Origin of the sequence: Psychrobacter sp. UBA6739, from assembly GCF_002453835.1 — a bacterium.
GTDB lineage: Bacteria > Pseudomonadota > Gammaproteobacteria > Pseudomonadales > Moraxellaceae > Psychrobacter > Psychrobacter immobilis_A.
Window position 1 is genome coordinate 62,250 of record NZ_DKHR01000061.1, and the last position, 17,812, is coordinate 80,061.

Consider the following 17,812-nt stretch of genomic DNA (forward strand, 5'->3'; position numbering starts at 1 on the left):
AGGCTGTGTACGTCGATATCTAATCATAACTTTACTAACAGTTATTCTTAAAGTAGCGTCACGACCTGTTTGTTATCTAGTAAACGGAAAAACCGTTTACAACATAACTGTTCCCTAGCGGTGTCCATTGCGAACTATACCGAAACTGGGATAACGTTGTCAATGTCAATAAGATAAGCGGCTATTTATAAACCACCTATGATCACTGCATATCAAACGCTTCGTACTAAAAAATGGCAGGGGTAGCTGGACTCGAACCAACGGATGTCAGGATCAAAACCTGATGCCTTACCAACTTGGCTATACCCCTATTGAGGCGACCTATTATAATTAAATTTTCAGATTTTGCAAGTCATTTGCGCCTTTTTATGGCGTTTATTGAAAAATAGGTCAAAAAAAACGAATATCGGGTCAACAAAGCGCTTTACGCTGTATTTATAATCATTTTATCTTCGCACTACAGCTCAAATCTAACTCATAGATTACGAACTAAATATGCAGAACAAGGCGCCTCTTCAATCCACTTTGCTAAAAGTGCTTTGTCAGTAGCCACGCTTGCATCCAAAGGCAAGAACACCGCGCTACCAGAGCCTGTCATTCGTGCTGTGCCGAGTGCTTGCGCCTCTAACCCTTGCAAGTAACGTAATGCTTCGCTGACCGTATGGGCGAGGCTCGTCACCACTGGCGTAAAGACATTGTGATAGGGCGTGTTTAAATGTTGTACATAGTCGGCTTGCTTATTTTTAATTGTCTCAACCGATAGCACAGCGATATCACGTTGTAATTTAGGATGCGCGAACAGCTTGGCAGTATTAACGTGAGCATTGGGGGTCAATACTAAATATTGCTGGTCGGGCAACTTGATTGCGGTTAACTGCTCTCCAATACCCATCGCAATCGCATCTTGCCCAAAGATAAAAATCGGCACATCTGCGCCAATAGCGGCAGCAATTTTTATCAGCTTATCTTGCGTCAATTTAAGCTGCCAAATTTCATTAAGTGTCATCAATGTCGTTGCGGCATTGGATGAGCCGCCACCCAAGCCTGCACCCATCGGCAAATGCTTATCTAAAGCGATATGCACAGGTGCTAAATGCTCAGGTAAGGTGTCTGACTGTATGGCAGACGCTAGCAATGCACGTGCTGCTTTAAAAATTAAGTTGTCTTCTATATCGACAGTTATAGTCTCTGCACCAGCCAATATTAGCAGTTGATGACAGAGCTTATTGGCATCCAATTTACTATTTTCCGTAGATTCACTATCTACTGTAAAAATTACGGCTTCATCTATGACTGAGAAATGCAAATAATCGCCCCAATCAAGCAGGCGAAACACGGTTTGCAAATTATGATAACCATCAGCACGCTTACCTGTGATATGCAAAAACAGATTAATCTTTGCCGGTGATAAGCGGGTGATGGTGGAAGTAGGCGTAGCGGCTAGGTTTTTAATCATAGTTCTTAATGATTGTTCTCAGTGATAGTTTTTAATCATAACTTTTCGCCATAACCATCAGTTATAGACAGCTATGTTAATAAATATTGACGATTTGATAGTTATAGTCAAGTTCATATAAATTCGATACATCGTCAGCCTCGCTAACCATACTAATGTATAGCTCTCAATCGGCTTCCTTGTATCGGAATCATTTGAATTCAACTATATTTATTCATCATTCAATGACGTCTTAATGATTGATCGTCATTACCACCTTATTGCCTTGTGGCAGCACGGCACTGATTTTATTTGGTAACTTATCGGACCCTTTATAGGTGAAGCTTGCGGTCCATTCACCATTGACTGAGCTGATTAAACGATTCTGATCATCGAGCTGTGGTGCGCTATCGGAAGGCGCCGGGCGACCAGATATCCAATAGGGCATTTGTGAAATAGGCGCTTGCCATCCTGTGGCCTTTTTGAGTAAAGTCTCAGGATCATCAGCAGTTAAGGTACCTGTTTTTTCGCTGACTAAAGTGGCGGTTTGACCATTATACTCGATGTTGGTTTTACCAATACCGAGCGCGCCGATCAGCTCAATGGCAAAGCGATCATTCTGCTGCCCCCATGCATAGAACGCACTACCACCTTGAGTGCCTGTGGTGTCATTGGCGGGCATCGTTACACCGATTTTGCCAGTGATATTAAAGTTCTCAAGCTTTTGCGGCTGCTCAGCGTTTTGACCTTGTAAGGTCGCGCTGGGTTGGTTAGTAGCGTTGGCTGTTTTTAGTGATTGACAACCAGACGTGATGACGAGCGCGGTTGTCACGGCAGCGAATAGCGCCAATTTATTAGGCTTATTAGCATTGACCAATACTGACATGATGTTTCCTCAAAAATAGACAAATTTACGAAATCATTGTTTCGAAAATAGATTAGCTTAATGGTTGTATGTTACTCAGTTATGCGTGGCTGTTAGCATCTTATGAGTGCCTTGTAATCATAGCACGCAACGATTTATCCACTATAAAACGGCGGGTCAGTAAAGCTGTATACGGTCATTGATATTGTGTTGCCCAAATGAGAAGCGCTGCTGCAAGTCTGCGAGTAATGCCTCGACTTTTTCATTGTTGCCTAAACCTTGATAAGCGCGCAGCAGTAAGCTGCCAGAGCGCAAGGTAGGAAACACATCGTAAGGGGTTTGCAGGTAGTCGATGACTTGTTGGTAGTTCTCATTGACCAATGCATTGCCAGCCAGCACATTCAGCGCTTGCAGGTGCAGTTCATTGTCATAACGTGGGTCATCATAGCGAATTTGAATGATGGCGGTAGCCAATGCCAATCCTTGTTCAGAGCTGCGTTCATTGGCTAGCAATAGCTGCGCGTAACTGAGCTGGTAGGAGAGGTTGGTTGGGTCAAGTGTTTGCAGATGATTGAGCAAGGTACGCTTAACAATATAGTCGTCTTTGTCGTCAAGCAGCTGGGCGCGTGCGAACAAGAGCATCTCATTATCAGGATACTTGCGAGCAGCTTTGGTTAGTAGGCGCAGGGCTTCTTCGGACTCATTTTGCTGCCATAAAATATCGGCTTGCAGCACAAAGGTATCTGGCGCAAAGACGTTAAAGTCTTTACGCAGCTTTTCTAAAGTGGCAATCGCCGCATCTACATCGTCGTTAAGCAATTCAAAAGCCACTACTTTTCTACGAGCCTCTAATACCAAGTCTTCTTGCATGACACCGTTGAGATAGTATTTGGCTTGGTCAAAGTGCTGCTGACGCTCGGCACTGATGCCAAGGTAATAATAAGCTTGATCAAGGTAAGCGGGGTTTTTTGCGAGCATATTGAGTAGCTCATCGGCACTGTTATATTCTTCGATATCCAAACTCACCAACGCCGCCAGCAAAGTAATCTCGGCATCATCAGCAAAGCGACCATGGGCATCCAGCAATAATTGCCACGCTTCTTGGCTTTGCTTTAAGTCAAGCAAGTAGCGAATCTCATACAGATAGAGACTTTTACTATCGGGATTACGCAGGCGTGCTTGGCTCACATAATTGACGACGGTTTCAGCCGTGACGATTTTGCGCAGTATGTCTGCCTTTAGTGTAATAAAAGGTACGTAGTCAGGCTGGCGTTCTAGCGCACGATTGATATGGACAATGGCAATCTCAGGCTCGTTAAATTGGTAAAGCAACCCTGCTTTCAATACCGACAATGAGGCATTCTGCTCGCTATCTAGTGGTTGCAAAGCGGCGAGTAATTCACGTTTGTCTTCATCATTGTTTGGATAGATACCGATAAGGATTTCGCTTAAGTCCGCTCTAGGGTCATAAAGCAGAATACGATTCAAGGTTTCGCCAGCTAACAGATAATCGTGTGCTCGCAGGGCCAAATGCGCCACATAAAACCAAGCAGGCACGTGATCCGGATTTTGGTCTTGCCATGACTTGGCAAATTGTAACGATTTCTCAACCCTTTCGGTGCGTAAAGAAAGGCTGAGTGCTCTTTCAAACACGGCAGTTGCATCGTCTTTAAACGCTTGCTGCTTATAGATGGTAATTGCTCGTTGTCTATCACCGCGATCTGCTGCGAATTCTGCATCAAGCAGCGCATACAGGCTAGGCTCTTTGAGCTCAGGTTGCCATAAGGTAGTTGGCGCTAACCCATTAATATTGGCGACACTTTCTATTGGTTGTGTATTGGTAGGAGTAGTTGCTGGTAGCGTTGAGTGGCTATTATCAATGCCGTCGCTACGGACTGCCTTGTCGTTCTTATCAGCAATGGATAGTTTGGGTACAGGGGCTTCGAGCGAGATATCAGGATGACTGGCATGAACGGAAGACGATCCTAAGCATAAGCATAAGGCCAACGACAAGGTTAGCTTATAACGCTGGCACAGACGTTCGATAACCGCATGCAATAGAGCACGCAGATTAGATTGGTCGTCATGCGCAAGTTGTGATCGAAATAATGACCCAAAAAAAATCATAGATAACCGTATTCGCCCATTGTTCATCTATATCGATAAGACAATTTTATTTTAATCATTTCAGACTAACTATTGGTAACGAGTACCCATGCCTGACATTATAAAAGCAGACTGATGGGATAAACAATAGTGCCCGTGTTACTCCGTTATTAATAGCAGCCGCTCTACCAAATTTTTGCTAACAAAGTAGGATTGGCCGATAACCTGTATCAACGAGGTATTTCATTGGTTGTAAATCTTAGCCTAAATATTGTGAAAATATAACAAGTTAACGTCAAGTAAGCGAATGATTTTTATCCATTTCTATAAGCACTCGTTAAAACATAGATATTGGTTTTAACAATCGTATCGGTAGTTGATTTGTTACTCATGTGCCCAGATACAAGCAAATAGCTATCATCGATAGCTGAGTGTTAATTAAAGCTGGCAATAATGATATAATAAGCGGCTTTTAGAGTCTTCCTTTCAGCGCTGTCGTCTACAACTGTCTTTTAAAAATAATGAGATAGCGTGGGCTGGCAGGTGAGCGTCATGTTTATGGTCTATCAATAATGAGATTAGTGGTCATTGGGGTCAATCACAAAACTGCACCAGTCGCTCTGAGAGAGCGCTTGGCGCTTGTGGGTGACGATGTGAATATCGCTCTCAAACAATTAGAGGCCTTTACTGATGGCAGTGTGATTGTTTCTACTTGCAATCGTACGGAAATCTATGCGCTCGTGCCGCAGTTAGCAGAGCCGCAAGATGTTCCCTCTTTGTCTGCTAATGGCGCGGTCGGTGCTCAGACATCTTCGGCGGCCATTAGTGCTCATATCTTAAAAATTAAAGCGTGGCTTGCTGACTTTAAGCAGTTGTCACTGTCTGAGATTGAACCCTATCTTTATGTGCACCGTGACACTCACGCGCTGACCCATTGGCTTAGGGTCGCCGCAGGGCTTGACTCTATGATATTGGGTGAGCCGCAGATACTCGGTCAAATCAAGCGCTCAGTACAGCTCGCGCAAGAACAAAAAGCCCTGAGTAATCAGCTTGGCTGGATTATAGATCAAGTATTTGCTGCCGCCAAACGCGTCCGTAACGAGACCCAAGTGGGTGCTCAAGCAGTATCGCTTAGCTATGCGGCCGCCAAATTGGTGACGCAAATATTTGATGATTTACCCAGTCGCACATTGCTGGTGGTCGCGGCAGGCGAGATGAACCGTTTGGTTGCCACCCACATTGCTGGGCTTGGTGTAGGTCGTGTGATTATTTGCAACCGCAACCCTGAACGCGCTGAAGCGCTGGCAGTGGAGCTACGCCGCGCAGGTCACTTGGTAGAAGTCAGACCTTTGCAAGAGTTACCACAAGTTTTAGCAGAAGCCGACATCGTTAGTAGCTGTAGCGGTAGTATGGATGTGTTGATCGATAAAACCATGACTTTGCGCGCGCTGAAACATCGTCGTTATCAGCCTATGTTGATGATTGACTTAGCCGTACCGCGTGATATTGACTCGACCATTAGTCGTATCGATGATGTTTATCTTTACTCTGTCGATGATCTACAACACGTGATCGCTGGCAATATCGAACAGCGTAGGCAAGCGGCAGTCGATGCGGAACTGCTCGTTAGCCAATTAGTCGTTGAGATGGATCGCAGCTTTCAAGTGCGCCAAGTCGGTAAAGACATTCAGCAGTATCGCACGCATACGCAGGACCAAGTAGATAAACTCCTGCATGAATCTATTGCCAAGCTACAACAGGATAATGCCAGTCCTGAAGATATTATCATTGAGCTGTCACGCCGGCTGACGCAGACGCTAACTCACGCACCATCGAAGCTTATGCGTAAGGCTGCCCGTGAAGGGGATAGTGAACTGCTAGACTTTGTGGTGTCTGGGCTGCAAGAGGCTCATCGCGGACGTCGATAGCCATTATTGACTGATCAAAAAAACGTAAGTGGCGCAAACCTTATTATTGCGCAAACATATCGTTGTCAACCTGCATTATCAGTGCTAATATCAAGCTGTTATGAGTATATTAAGTGATGATAATCTTTTGTTATACGCGAGCGGTTATTCTCCAAAACCTTAGTGTATATGTTCTCGCTTGATGCCTATTCATCTCATCAGTTGTTAGTGACCATTATTAGCCTACCACCGCGTAGCCCCTATAGTGGCGCACCTGTTCTGTACGACTTTGTCTAAAATCAATAAAAACACGGCGTGCAAAACACAATCACCAACGGCAATAGCGCTAGGATAAAGTGCTATATCGTCAACCCTGCGTCATGCTCTCGACTATTACCCAATATTAATATTCAGTTAATACTACCCATAGTAGTATCTAGCTGCTATGCAATCTAACGACTATGCTATTGGTCAGAAATGCTATTTGACAGCCATATTATTTAACAAAGACGTTATTTGACAACCATGTTATCTAATAGAAGCATTATTTGGCTAAGTTGGCGAACAGTAGGTTTCTAGATTGGTTAGCGTTATTAAGGCAGGTTGGTTTAAGAGAGTATCTGGATTTTGCTATAGCCAATGCTTGAGAAAAATTAAACTATCTAACTATAAACTAGGAGCTTCCTATGACTGCATTACGTCAAGATATTGATCCAAACGGCTTATTAGAATACTCAGTGGTCTATACTGACCGCGCCTTAAACCACATGTCAAAAGTCTTTCAGCAAGTGATGAATGACCTATCTAGCGACCTAAAATCCGTGTATAACGCCGAAGCAGTGGTCATTGTACCCGGTGCTGGCACTTATGGAATGGAAGCCGTTGCGCGCCAATTGGCCAATGATGAAGATTGTCTCATTATTCGTAACGGTTGGTTTAGCTATCGCTGGACGCAAATTTTAGAAAAAGGCAAAATCGCCAAGTCGTCTACGGTATTGACGGCACATCGTGAAGAGGGTGAGTCACCAAAACCATTTGCCCCCGTTGATATCGATGAAGCCGTTGCTAAAATTAAAGCAGAGAAACCAGCAGTGGTCTTTGCGCCGCACGTCGAAACCTCATCGGGTATTATTTTATCATCAGACTATATCAAAGCGCTAAGCGCGGCTGTACATAGCGTTGGCGGTTTATTGGTCATTGATTGTATCGCTTCAGGTTGTGTGTGGTTGGACATGAAAGACTTGGGTATTGATGTTCTCATCAGCGCCCCGCAAAAAGGGTGGAGTAGCACTCCGTGTGCAGGCTTAGTCATGCTAAGCGCTGCGGCAATCGAAAAAGTAGACAATACAGAATCAGACAGCTTTAGCTTAGACTTAAAGCAGTGGTTAAATGTCATGCGTGCCTATGAAAATGGCGGTCACGCTTATCATGCCACCATGCCAACCGATAGCTTACGTCAATTCCGCGATACTATTTTAGAGTCAAAAGAGATTGGCTTTGATAAATTGTGTGATGCGCAGTGGCAATTGGGCAACCGTATTCGTGAAGTATTAGCCGCTAAAGGCATTGAAAGCGTTGCAGCAAAAGGTTTTGAAGCGCCAGGCGTTGTGGTTGCTTATACCGATCGCGATGATATGCATAAAGGCAGTGCGTTTGCCGAAACAGGCATGCAAATCGCTGCTGGTGTACCGTTAAAAGTTGGTGAGCCGGATAACTTTAAAACGTTCCGCTTAGGTTTATTTGGTCTAGATAAATTGACTGATGTAGACGGAGCAGTACAGCGTTTTGAAACTGCACTTGATGAAGTATTGGCGAAATAATATCTTTATCTTGTAAGATGTTTTTTAAGTAAAAAAGTACTGAGCCCGTGTAACGAGGGTTCAGTATTTTTTTACCTATTTATTATATTTTATAATATAATGTATTTATATAAAACGATATTCAAAACTGTTTTGATAAAAATTGGCTTAGGTAAATATTATGAGTATACAAATAGATTGGCAGGCCTTTACGCCAATTTCCTTGGTAGGCGGTCTGATGCTAGGCGTTGCAACGGTCATCTTGCTATTGGGCATTGGTCGTATTGCGGGTATTAGTGGTATTTTCTCAAGTCTTCTTAAGCCCAAGCGCGTCGAGATGTGGCAGGTGTTATTTATACTTGGTCTTGTTATCTCGCCATTATTTTATGGTCTGGTAAAACCGTTGCCCGATATAGAGATTAGTCGCTCTTTGCCACTGCTTATTGGGGCAGGATTACTGGTTGGTTTTGGCACACGTTTGGGTTCAGGTTGCACCAGTGGACATGGTATTTGCGGTAATGCGCGACTGTCACCACGATCGATGGCGGCGACGGTTACCTTTATGTTGTTTGGCATTGTGACGGTTTATATTGGTCGTCATGTCTTGGGTTTGATTTAAAAATCACATAGACAGTACGTTGCGAAGATAGCGATGACTATTGTTTATATCGGATGGTTATAACCGCTTGGATTAACACATTAGGTGCGAGAAAAAACATGCTAAAAAATATAATTGGATTACTGGCAGGGTTATTATTTGGCTTTGGACTGCTGATATCAGGCATGACCGATCCTATTAAAGTACAAGGCTTTTTGGACGTCTTTGGTGCATGGGATATTTCTCTGGCACTGGTGATGGGCGGCGGTCTAATGGTAGCGATAGTTGGCGTGCAGTTGGCTAAGCGTCAACAGACCAGCTGGATTGGGTCATTAATTGAGATGCCAACCAAAACCACCATTAATAAAAAACTGCTGATTGGCGCGATGCTGTTCGGTATCGGCTGGGGTTTGGTCGGTATTTGTCCAGGACCCGGTATCGTGCTGCTCGGCACAGGACAATGGCAGGCCTATGTCTTTATCCCAGCAATGATAGTGGGGATGTTGGTATATCAATGGCTAGAGCCAAAGCTTAATTAACATTGGCTTGGTTTTTTTAGCTCAATAAAAAGGTCAGCCTAATTCAGTTAGGCTGACCCTTTTTTATCAATGATGTTTCATTAATATTAACGATACTTCCGTATTATTAACGCTTAATGATAAAAGCTTACTTAGCGCTTGCTGTTACTTTTGGCGTCTCATGTGCCAATGATTTAGCCGCTTGACGCAGCTCAAACTTCTGCACTTTACCAGTGCTGGTCTTTGGGATTTCAGCGAAGACAATATATTTGGGTACTTTAAAACCTGCTAAGTGCTGCTTGCAATGCTCCATCACAGTGTCACGCTGTAAGGTGCTGCCTTCATGAATCTCGATAAATGCCACCGGTACTTCGCCCCATTTATCATGCGGCGCGGCAACAACAGCACAGCTTTGGATTTCTGGCATTTTATATAAGATGTTTTCGACTTCGATGCTTGAGATATTTTCGCCACCTGAGATGATGATATCTTTAAGCCTGTCCATGATTTTGATATAGCCGTCAGGATATTTGACCCCTAAATCACCGGTGCGGAACCAGCCATCAGCAAAGGCTTCTTCGGTGGCTTTTCGACTTTTTAGATAACCTTTCATCACCATATTGCCGCGCAGTGCCAGTTCACCCATTTCTTCGCCATTCGCGGCAACCGGCTCCGTGGTGCCTTGTTTAAATAGCTCAAAGCCAGTCATTAAATGTGACGTTACGCCCTGACGTGATTTCTTTTGCGCGCGAGCAGCGATATCCAGTTCATCCCATTCTTGCTGCTCAGCGCAGACGGTGACTGGACCATAGACTTCGGTAAGACCGTAAACGTGCGAGATATGAAAGCCCATGGCTTCCATGGCAGCGAGCATGGTTTCAGACGGCGGCGCACCAGCGACCCAGCCTTTGACTTCATGATTAATGGCGTCTTTATATTCAGGTTTGCCGCCAGCAATCATATTGTGTACCACAGGCGCTGAGCAATAATGGCTGACTTTATACTTGGCAATCAGCTGCAAAATCAAATCAGCGTCAATCTTACGCAAGCAGACATTGACGCCTGCACGTTCGGCAATCGTCCACGGAAAGCACCAACCATTACAGTGAAATAATGGTAGCGTCCATAGATACATCGGGTGCTTGGGCATATCCCAATCTAAAATATTGGAGACAGCATTGAGTGTCGCACCGCGATGATGATAGACCACGCCTTTTGGCTTGCCAGTGGTGCCAGAGGTATAGTTGAGCGCGATAGCATCCCATTCATCGAGTGGCTTTTCCCAATTATCTAAACTGTCTGAGCTGGCGATTAATGCTTCGTAGCTCATTTGTCCAAAACGTTCAGTATCGAGCGCCGCATCTGTCGCATGAATCACGATTAGGTTAGGGAAGGCTTCATCGATAATTTCAGCATGTTCAGCAAACTCGCTGTCTAGAATCAACACTTTGGCTTCTGAGTGTTGCAGACAAAAGGTAAGGGCGTTGATGTCGAGGCGGGTGTTCAGTGTACAAAGTACGCCACCTGACATCGGTACACCAAAAGCGCATTCGATCATCGCTGGGGTGTTTGGCATCATGACTGCAACTGTGTCGTTTTTATCGATGCCTAATTTGCGTAGCCCATCCGCCAATTGACGACAGCGATCGTAAGTCTGCTGCCACGTTTGCGTCAGATTATTATGTGTTAAATCGTCATAAATGATGGCAGTTTTATCGGGATAGACCTGAGCACTACGGATAATAAAGTCGATAGGGGTAAGCGGTTGATGGTTGGCAGCATTTTTGCCGAGACCTGTGTGGAAGTCTGTCATGGGGATAGTCCTTTATCTTGCTGTTATAATTCAGTGAATACGCTACAAACTTGCTATAAAGTTGGCTTCGTTATTTATCACTGCTTGCTAAGCTATTAATATTTTGCTGACCTTCCTTGTAGCAACTCGCCGATAGATGACTCACGGTAAATATTTGTTCGTCCATTATAGACAATGCTCTGTGAAAAGCGAGTATGTTTTTAGCGCTTTCTTATATTGGATCACATGATCAATTAGCCTAATTCACATAGTGTTCACTCATCAGTCGCTTGTCTGCATAGCTGATGATAATGGCGGTGTGTTACGATACCAGTGATGTTAAATCCTATCGCTTAACTATTTCTAAAAGCCTCATTTTTAAAAATCTTAACTTTTAAAAAGCCCAGCCAGCTTTAACAAGCATTTCCACAAACCATTCATAAGGAAAATGATATGTCCGCCAGCCGCACTGCCAATACCATCGAGACTGCTAGCACCAATGAACACTACCCACATTTATTTGAGCCGCTAGATTTAGGCTTTACGACGCTTAAAAACCGCATGGTGATGGGCTCAATGCATACGGGGCTTGAAGACCGTTTTTATAATTATGGTAAGCTAGCGGCATATTTTGCTGAACGTGCCAAAGGTGGCGTAGCGATGATGATTACTGGCGGTATTTCACCCAATCGCGAAGGCTGGTTGCTCCCTGCTGGTGGTACCATGAATAGTAAAGCGGACGTGATTAACCATCAGCGTGTGACTCGTGCGGCGCATAAATATGACAGCAAAATCATCATGCAAATCTTGCACAGTGGTCGTTACGGCTATCATCCGTTTGTCGTCTCCTCTAGTCCAATAAAATCACCAATTTCACCATTTAAGCCGCGTAAGATGAGTATTAAAAACATCGAACAAACGGTAAAAGATTATGCCCGTTCGGCTAAACTTGCCAAGCAAGCGGGTTATGATGGTGTGGAAATCATGGGTTCAGAAGGCTATTTGCTCAATCAGTTTTTATCGCGTCATGTGAATCAACGTACCGACGAATACGGTGGTGATATTCAAGGTCGTATGAAGCTGGCGGTTGATGTCGTCAAAGCCGTACGCGCAGCTGCCGGTGAAGATTTCATTATCCTATTCCGCTTGTCAGTGATTGATCTGGTCAAAGACGGTAATGTCATGGATGAAGTTATCACCGTTGCCAAAGCGCTAGAAGAAGCGGGCGTGACCATCATGAATACGGGTATCGGCTGGCATGAAGCGCGTGTTCCGACGATTGTCACCAGTGTGCCGCGTGCCGCTTTTGTTGATTTCACCGCTGAAATTAAAAAGCATATCAGCATCCCAATGATGGCAGCCAACCGTATCAATATGCCTGAAACCGCAGAAGACATCGTCGCTAGTGGTCAGGCCGATATGATTCAAATGGCGCGTCCGTTCTTAGCCGATGCCCATTGGGTCAATAAAGCCAAAGATGGTCAAGCCGATCGTATTAATACCTGTATTGCCTGTAACCAAGCTTGTCTCGATCATACCTTTGAAAATAAACGCTCGACTTGTCTGGTTAATCCACAAGCGTGTTATGAGACAGAATTGGTTTATAAGAAAACCAAGAAACCTAAAAAAGTCGCCGTCATCGGTGGCGGTGTTGCTGGTATGTCAGCGGCGCACGTTGCTGCCTTGCGTGGTCATGAGGTCACCTTGTTTGAAGCAAAAGATATCTTAGGTGGACAGTTTAACTACGCCAAAGTTATCCCTGGTAAAGAAGAGTTCTTTGAGACCATCCGCTATTATATTAATGAGCTTGAGCACTTAGGCGTTGAGATTAAACTCAATACCAAAGTTGATAAAGCCATGCTTGAGAAAGCCAAATTCCATCATGTCATCGTCGCAACTGGTGTTGTCCCTAGAAGCCTAGCTGGCAAACTGGAAGGCGCGGATTTGCCACAAGTAATGAGCTATGCGGAATTACTCTCTGGCGAGAAATCTGTCGGTGATACCGTTGCTGTCATTGGTGCTGGTGGTATCGGTTTTGACGTTAGTGAATATCTGACCGCCAAGCATGGTCAGCCATTAGATGAGCTAGGTCCAGAGTTGTTAAAAGATCCAAGCTATCGTCCAAAAGCGCAGTCTATCGAAGAGTGGCGTGAAGAGTGGGGCGTGACAAATGATACTAAATATCAAACTGATGGTGGACTGATTAAGCCTGAAGCCATTAAACCTATCCGCCAAGTGTACTTGATGCAGCGTACTAAAGGTCGCTTGGGCAGTGGGCTGAATAAAACCTCGGGCTGGGTACATCGTGCCCATGTCAAATCACACGGTGTCATCCAAGTATCAGGTGCTCAGTACGATAAGATCACTAATGAAGGTATTTGGATAACCAATAACCAAGGTCAAAGCCAGTTGCTACGTGTCGATAGCGTCGTGGTCTGTGCTGGTCAAGAGTCAGTGGTTGAGCTGATGCCAAACGTCGGTGATGCGCCTGACGCACAATACCATCTAATTGGTGGTGCTAAGCTGGCGGCTGAGCTGGATGCTAAGCGTGCTATAAGAGATGGTGCTGAGGTTGCGGCAGCGATTTAAGGTTTAGTTCAGAAGTAATGAGAGCGGCAAGATAGATTATCTTGCCGCTTTTTTTGGTTTGGTAGATTTAGTTTCTTGTAATAGAGCTTCAGTTCAGCATAATATTGCTTCAGGCAATATTAAGACACTCGGCTCACTTACTGATGTTCTAATATAATGCTGTCAAAATAGCCGCGCACTCCACAACGCCCTGAGCTAAATTGATAATCAATGTCTCTTAATAGTAACTGATTCTTACCTTTATAAGGTGCAGGATATAACCTTAGCCTAACTTCTTTATCTTGGCTATCATCATAAATTACCCAGTGATTTTGTGACCATGTTGCAATACTTTCTTCAATTCCACAGGTGTGTAAATTATTAAAAATCAGGATACTTTCAATCACAGAGATATGAGGTTTATTATCAACATTATTAATCGATAAAGTATTCGTTGCATCTTGAAAAGTATTGTTGCGTTTGCCGTCTACGTTATATACTGAAATCTGGAAGTTTTTAGAGAATTCTCCAAACGCATTTTTATCAGGTAAATCAGAAGAATCTAAATCATCGTTCCAGTCAGAACCTGTCTTTTCTCCGATATGTTCTTCATACTCACGTATAAGGCATTTGGTATCTTTACAAGTATTCCGTTGAAAATTTAACCATAATTTCTGATCTATAATTGCATTATTTTTATATACTTCGCTGTCTTCGTCATTAGCTGCGTTATTGAGATCTTTTATATATTTTTTTGCCATCGCTTCATCAAGCTTGGATAGCTCAGGACTTTTACAAATAGTTTTTTCTACCCAAGTAGAAGCTTTATTACAATCAAAACTGGCTGAGTTTGCATAAGTGGATAAGAGGTAAATGCCTAAAGTACTGATTGTAGTTAAGGTTAATTTTTTCATATTATTCTCCATAAGCTTGAATATAGCAGTTACTTTATAATAAACATAAGTTTATTTTAACTTTCAGTAATTCATATCTATGCTACGCTAAACCTATCAGCGATACTCAATCGTACGCACCAATCACGCCATAAAAAAAGGATTTTATAATGGTAGTGTTAAAAACCCTGTTTAAATGGATATTTTTACCTATTTTAGCGTTATTAATTCTTATTAGTTTAGGTTTAGTGGTGACGGGCAATGCTTATATCTTTCGCGGTCTGCAACTCACTTATCTTAAAGGTGAAAATACCGCTAATATCGATGATTATATCGATTTTGATAATCGGACTATTGCTGCCAAAGACCCTATCGCTTGGGAAGAAGGTGCCAACTTTGAGCACGTTAGTCTGACGCCTACCTTACAAAATGCCTTAGATATCGATGAGACTGTCGCCTTTGCTATTATCAAGGACGGCAAGCTGGTGTACGAAAACTACTGGCAAGGCTATGGTAGCGACTCGCACACCAATAGCTTTTCGATGGCAAAAACCATCACAACTATGTTATATCTAAAAGCGGTAGAAGACGGTTATATCGGTAGTATCGATGAGCCGATTAGCAACTGGCTACCAGAATACGCTGAAAACAAGTATGCGCAAAACTGCACTCTCGCAGATTTATCAGCGATGACCTCGGGTTATGATTGGACCGAGGACTATTATTTTCCGATCAATCCGACTGCTGAATCCTATTATGGTCATGACTTGGTCAAGCAAATGGTCAATCGAGATTTTGTGCAAGAATGCGGCGGTCGGTTTGAATACTCCTCAGGCGATACGCAAATGCTTGGCATTGCATTATCACGGGCGCTCGCAGAGCATGGCTATACTATCTCTAGCTATTTAGAAGAGAAGTTTTGGCAACCACTTGGAATGCAAGGTGACGGCTATTGGTCACTTGATGGTTCAAAAAATATTGAGAAGGTTTATTGCTGTTTAAATGCCAGTGCATTGGACTTTGCAAAATTTGGGCAATTGCTATTGAATGGTGGCGAATGGCAAGGTGAGCAACTGCTTAGCAAAGCGCACGTTGATTTTATGATTACGCCCAATGCCGCAGCATTTGCAGAAGGGCAAGCGCAAGTTTACGGACATTCGGTGTGGACGGATATGGACAGTCCGATTCCATTTTACGCCATGCTTGGTCACTTAGGTCAGCGGGTATTGGTGCTGCCAGAAGAGAACGCGATTATCGTTAGGCTAGGTAAACAAAAAGGCTTACCCACTCCAGTAGAAGGTTTTCATTTAGAGCCAGATTTGGGTCAGTATGTGACTGAAGTGAAGACGATGTTGGATAGTTTGGCGGATTGATGGAATTGTTAAACATTTCATAAATTAGTGGCTGTATGAGCTAAAAAAATACTGGCTCATACAGCCATCATTATCATTGGCTCATATCTTCAATATCACCTAATGTGAGACCAGTTTCTTGTGTGCTGTATATAGTGATACCTTCATCGTCAATTTTACCATTCATGACCAATCTACCAATGCGATTGCTGGCTTCTTGATTGCCTTGATCGGCCGCTTTTTTGTACCATTCAAAAGCTGTGTCATAGTCTTGAGGGACGCCATAGCCATTCTCGTAGAGACCACCAATATTAAGTTGTGCCACATCTAACCCTTGGTCAGCCGCTTTGGCATACCACTCAAAAGCTTTGTCATAGTCTTGCGTCACACCATAACCGTATTCGTAAAAATTACCAATATTATTTTGAGCGTCAAAAGATCCATTGTTAGCTGCTAGTAGATACCACTGCATTGCTTTTTGATAATCTTGCTCAATACCAATACTCTCATGATACATAATTCCGAGATTGAATTGAGCATCAGTGTATCCTTGGTTAGCAGCTTGTTGAAACCATTCAAGTTTTTTTATCTCATCTTGTTCGACAGCAATACCTTCATGATATATAACTCCAAGATCGAATTGAGCATTAGCATATCCTTGGTTGGCAGCTTGCTCGATCCATTCAAATGCTTTTTGATAATTTTGATCTACGCCCAAACCTTCATAATACATAATACCTAGATAATGTTTAGCAGGTGCGTAGCCTTGATCGGCAGATTTTTGAAACAGTTCAAAAGCTTTGTCATCATCTTCAGGGACTGAATCGCCCTCATAGTAGGCGAGGCCGAGTTCGTACATTTCATTAGGGGTACTTTGATCTGATAGTACTGGTATGTTTGATGATTCGGCTGAGCAAGCAGCAGCCATTAAGCCACTAGAGAATAACGTGGCCAGTAATAAAGACTGAATTAAAGGGGTGATTTTTCTTTGATACATCAAAACCTCGTTAGAAAATGCTATTGAACAGGCTGATTCGGACTCACTTGCTCATAATTTTTACCCTGTGGTACGGGTATGCAATCGACCTTTTTTTGCGATTGATCAATCAAGACATGGTTTTAAAATTGAAACATCGGCTGAATCACCTTCAAAATCAAGTTTCTCATTTGGACATTTAATTTTTTGGATTAATTGTTGCTCTTGTTCTTTATTTAGACTCTGTTCATTGTTGTAGTTTTTCTTAGGGTAGCGGTTGAAATCAAGTGCTAAACCATATTCTCTTCTAATAATATACTGCAAGTAATCTAACTGAAAATTTTTTCTTCTTATGTCTTCTGGTAAATCATTACTATCACAATCACATATAGTTTCAAAGTGATTTAAAATATGACTCATCTGTGCGTCACCAGCTTTCACTAGTACTTTAGGCGACGGATAATGAATAGAAGCCATACTATACCTATTCCATGCCGTACCATAGTTGTGCTGAGCAAACTCTATATCTCCCTTTTTTTCAAGATTGAGTAAAGATTGATAGTTCTTTTCTTTTTTAGCAGGGCTTATAGGGGTCTCCCATCTATCAGTAACATGACGTAAGATGGCTTTGGAGTCTTCAAAGCCTTGAACTGTCAAGGGTTCTTCAACTACTGATGAGAGCTTGCTATTTGTTTTGGTTATGTCATTACTCTGAGATATGGGATTTTTTTGGTGATGATCAATATCATTATCACAGCCTGTTAAAAGTAAGCAAACTACCAATACATTAAGTAAGGATTCGAATAATATTTCACATTTCATATGATTTAGTCACTTGTAACTATTTTTCACAGTTAAAACACTGTCTATCGTCATCATACATTTGGCAAATAACATAGTCTAACCGAATAGCATCATATTCTGATGCTAAGTATTTATTATCATAAGTAATATTTTTATCATACTGTAAAAAGTTATATATTAGACCTCTTGCAAAAGTCAT

Annotated in this window: 13 protein-coding genes and 1 tRNA gene; 6 read left to right on the plus strand and 8 right to left on the minus strand. The window is 42.9% G+C overall.

All coding sequences use genetic code 11. The annotated features are described in order from the left end of the window. Positions 1-234: 234 nt before the first annotated feature. From B2575_RS13355 to B2575_RS13370, 4 genes are all read right to left on the minus strand, one after another. Positions 235-310 (minus strand) — tRNA-Gln (locus B2575_RS13355). 165 nt (positions 311-475) lie between these two features. After that, positions 476-1,456, minus strand: a complete 981-nt coding sequence (ispE, locus tag B2575_RS13360; protein ID WP_296242639.1) for a 4-(cytidine 5'-diphospho)-2-C-methyl-D-erythritol kinase — start codon at positions 1,454-1,456, stop codon at positions 476-478. A 232-nt stretch (positions 1,457-1,688) separates the two neighbouring features. Then, positions 1,689-2,321: a lipoprotein insertase outer membrane protein LolB gene (gene lolB, locus B2575_RS13365; RefSeq protein WP_296242640.1), complete on the minus strand. Its 633-nt coding sequence runs from the start codon at positions 2,319-2,321 to the stop codon at positions 1,689-1,691. A 156-nt stretch (positions 2,322-2,477) separates the two neighbouring features. Next, positions 2,478-4,427: a tetratricopeptide repeat protein gene (locus tag B2575_RS13370; RefSeq protein WP_296242642.1), complete on the minus strand. Its 1,950-nt coding sequence runs from the start codon at positions 4,425-4,427 to the stop codon at positions 2,478-2,480. Between the two features lie 551 nt (positions 4,428-4,978). Here B2575_RS13370 and hemA point away from each other — a divergent pair. The 4 genes from hemA (at position 4,979) to B2575_RS13390 (ending at position 9,249) form a co-directional block, all read left to right on the plus strand. Continuing rightward, complete coding sequence (hemA, locus tag B2575_RS13375; RefSeq protein ID WP_296242644.1) at positions 4,979-6,334, plus strand: glutamyl-tRNA reductase; 1,356 nt, start codon at positions 4,979-4,981, stop codon at positions 6,332-6,334. 665 nt (positions 6,335-6,999) lie between these two features. Next, positions 7,000-8,133 carry an aminotransferase class V-fold PLP-dependent enzyme gene (locus B2575_RS13380; protein WP_296242646.1) on the plus strand — a complete coding sequence of 378 codons (1,134 nt, stop codon included), beginning with the start codon at positions 7,000-7,002 and terminating at the stop codon, positions 8,131-8,133. 160 nt (positions 8,134-8,293) lie between these two features. After that, complete coding sequence (locus B2575_RS13385) at positions 8,294-8,731, plus strand: YeeE/YedE family protein (protein WP_201605939.1); 438 nt, start codon at positions 8,294-8,296, stop codon at positions 8,729-8,731. Between the two features lie 98 nt (positions 8,732-8,829). Next, positions 8,830-9,249 (plus strand): DUF6691 family protein, encoded by a 420-nt coding sequence (locus B2575_RS13390; RefSeq protein WP_296242648.1) that lies wholly within the window; start codon positions 8,830-8,832, stop codon positions 9,247-9,249. Between the two features lie 127 nt (positions 9,250-9,376). Here B2575_RS13390 and B2575_RS13395 read toward each other — a convergent pair whose 3' ends face one another. Then, a complete protein-coding gene (locus B2575_RS13395; protein WP_296242650.1) occupies positions 9,377-11,041 on the minus strand; it encodes an AMP-binding protein in 1,665 nt (554 codons plus the stop codon). Between the two features lie 432 nt (positions 11,042-11,473). On the opposite strand from B2575_RS13395, the gene B2575_RS13400 reads away from it, so the two are divergent. Beyond that, entirely contained in the window at positions 11,474-13,609 is a 2,136-nt protein-coding gene (locus B2575_RS13400) for an NADPH-dependent 2,4-dienoyl-CoA reductase (protein ID WP_296242651.1), read from the plus strand. Between the two features lie 137 nt (positions 13,610-13,746). Here the strand turns inward: B2575_RS13400 and B2575_RS13405 are convergent, their stop codons facing one another. Further along, on the minus strand, positions 13,747-14,502 hold the full coding sequence (locus B2575_RS13405) for a lysozyme inhibitor LprI family protein (RefSeq protein WP_296242653.1): 756 nt from the start codon (positions 14,500-14,502) through the stop codon (positions 13,747-13,749). 149 nt (positions 14,503-14,651) lie between these two features. Here B2575_RS13405 and B2575_RS13410 point away from each other — a divergent pair, with 149 nt between their 5' ends. After that, positions 14,652-15,854 (plus strand): serine hydrolase domain-containing protein, encoded by a 1,203-nt coding sequence (locus B2575_RS13410; RefSeq protein WP_296242654.1) that lies wholly within the window; start codon positions 14,652-14,654, stop codon positions 15,852-15,854. Positions 15,855-15,927: 73 nt separating this feature from the next. Here the strand turns inward: B2575_RS13410 and B2575_RS13415 are convergent, their stop codons facing one another. Together B2575_RS13415 and B2575_RS13420 are read right to left on the minus strand one after the other, a co-directional pair. Next, complete coding sequence (locus tag B2575_RS13415) at positions 15,928-16,830, minus strand: tetratricopeptide repeat protein (RefSeq protein ID WP_296242656.1); 903 nt, start codon at positions 16,828-16,830, stop codon at positions 15,928-15,930. Positions 16,831-16,935: 105 nt separating this feature from the next. After that, positions 16,936-17,631, minus strand: a complete 696-nt coding sequence (locus B2575_RS13420; protein WP_296242658.1) for a hypothetical protein — start codon at positions 17,629-17,631, stop codon at positions 16,936-16,938. Positions 17,632-17,812 lie beyond the last annotated feature (181 nt).

Bases quoted from the DNA above. Each gene is read 5' to 3' on its own strand.
- B2575_RS13395 (WP_296242650.1), bottom strand. From the start codon at position 11,041: ATGACAGACTTCCACACAGGTCTCGGCAAAAATGCTGCCAACCATCAA.
- B2575_RS13410 (WP_296242654.1), top strand. From the start codon at position 14,652: ATGGTAGTGTTAAAAACCCTGTTTAAATGGATATTTTTACCTATTTTA.
- B2575_RS13370 (WP_296242642.1), bottom strand. From the start codon at position 4,427: ATGATTTTTTTTGGGTCATTATTTCGATCACAACTTGCGCATGACGAC.
- hemA (WP_296242644.1), top strand. From the start codon at position 4,979: ATGAGATTAGTGGTCATTGGGGTCAATCACAAAACTGCACCAGTCGCT.
- B2575_RS13420 (WP_296242658.1), bottom strand. From the start codon at position 17,631: ATGAAATGTGAAATATTATTCGAATCCTTACTTAATGTATTGGTAGTT.
- B2575_RS13380 (WP_296242646.1), top strand. From the start codon at position 7,000: ATGACTGCATTACGTCAAGATATTGATCCAAACGGCTTATTAGAATAC.
- lolB (WP_296242640.1), bottom strand. From the start codon at position 2,321: ATGTCAGTATTGGTCAATGCTAATAAGCCTAATAAATTGGCGCTATTC.
- B2575_RS13385 (WP_201605939.1), top strand. From the start codon at position 8,294: ATGAGTATACAAATAGATTGGCAGGCCTTTACGCCAATTTCCTTGGTA.
- B2575_RS13415 (WP_296242656.1), bottom strand. From the start codon at position 16,830: ATGTATCAAAGAAAAATCACCCCTTTAATTCAGTCTTTATTACTGGCC.
- B2575_RS13400 (WP_296242651.1), top strand. From the start codon at position 11,474: ATGTCCGCCAGCCGCACTGCCAATACCATCGAGACTGCTAGCACCAAT.
- B2575_RS13390 (WP_296242648.1), top strand. From the start codon at position 8,830: ATGCTAAAAAATATAATTGGATTACTGGCAGGGTTATTATTTGGCTTT.
- B2575_RS13405 (WP_296242653.1), bottom strand. From the start codon at position 14,502: ATGAAAAAATTAACCTTAACTACAATCAGTACTTTAGGCATTTACCTC.
- ispE (WP_296242639.1), bottom strand. From the start codon at position 1,456: ATGATTAAAAACCTAGCCGCTACGCCTACTTCCACCATCACCCGCTTA.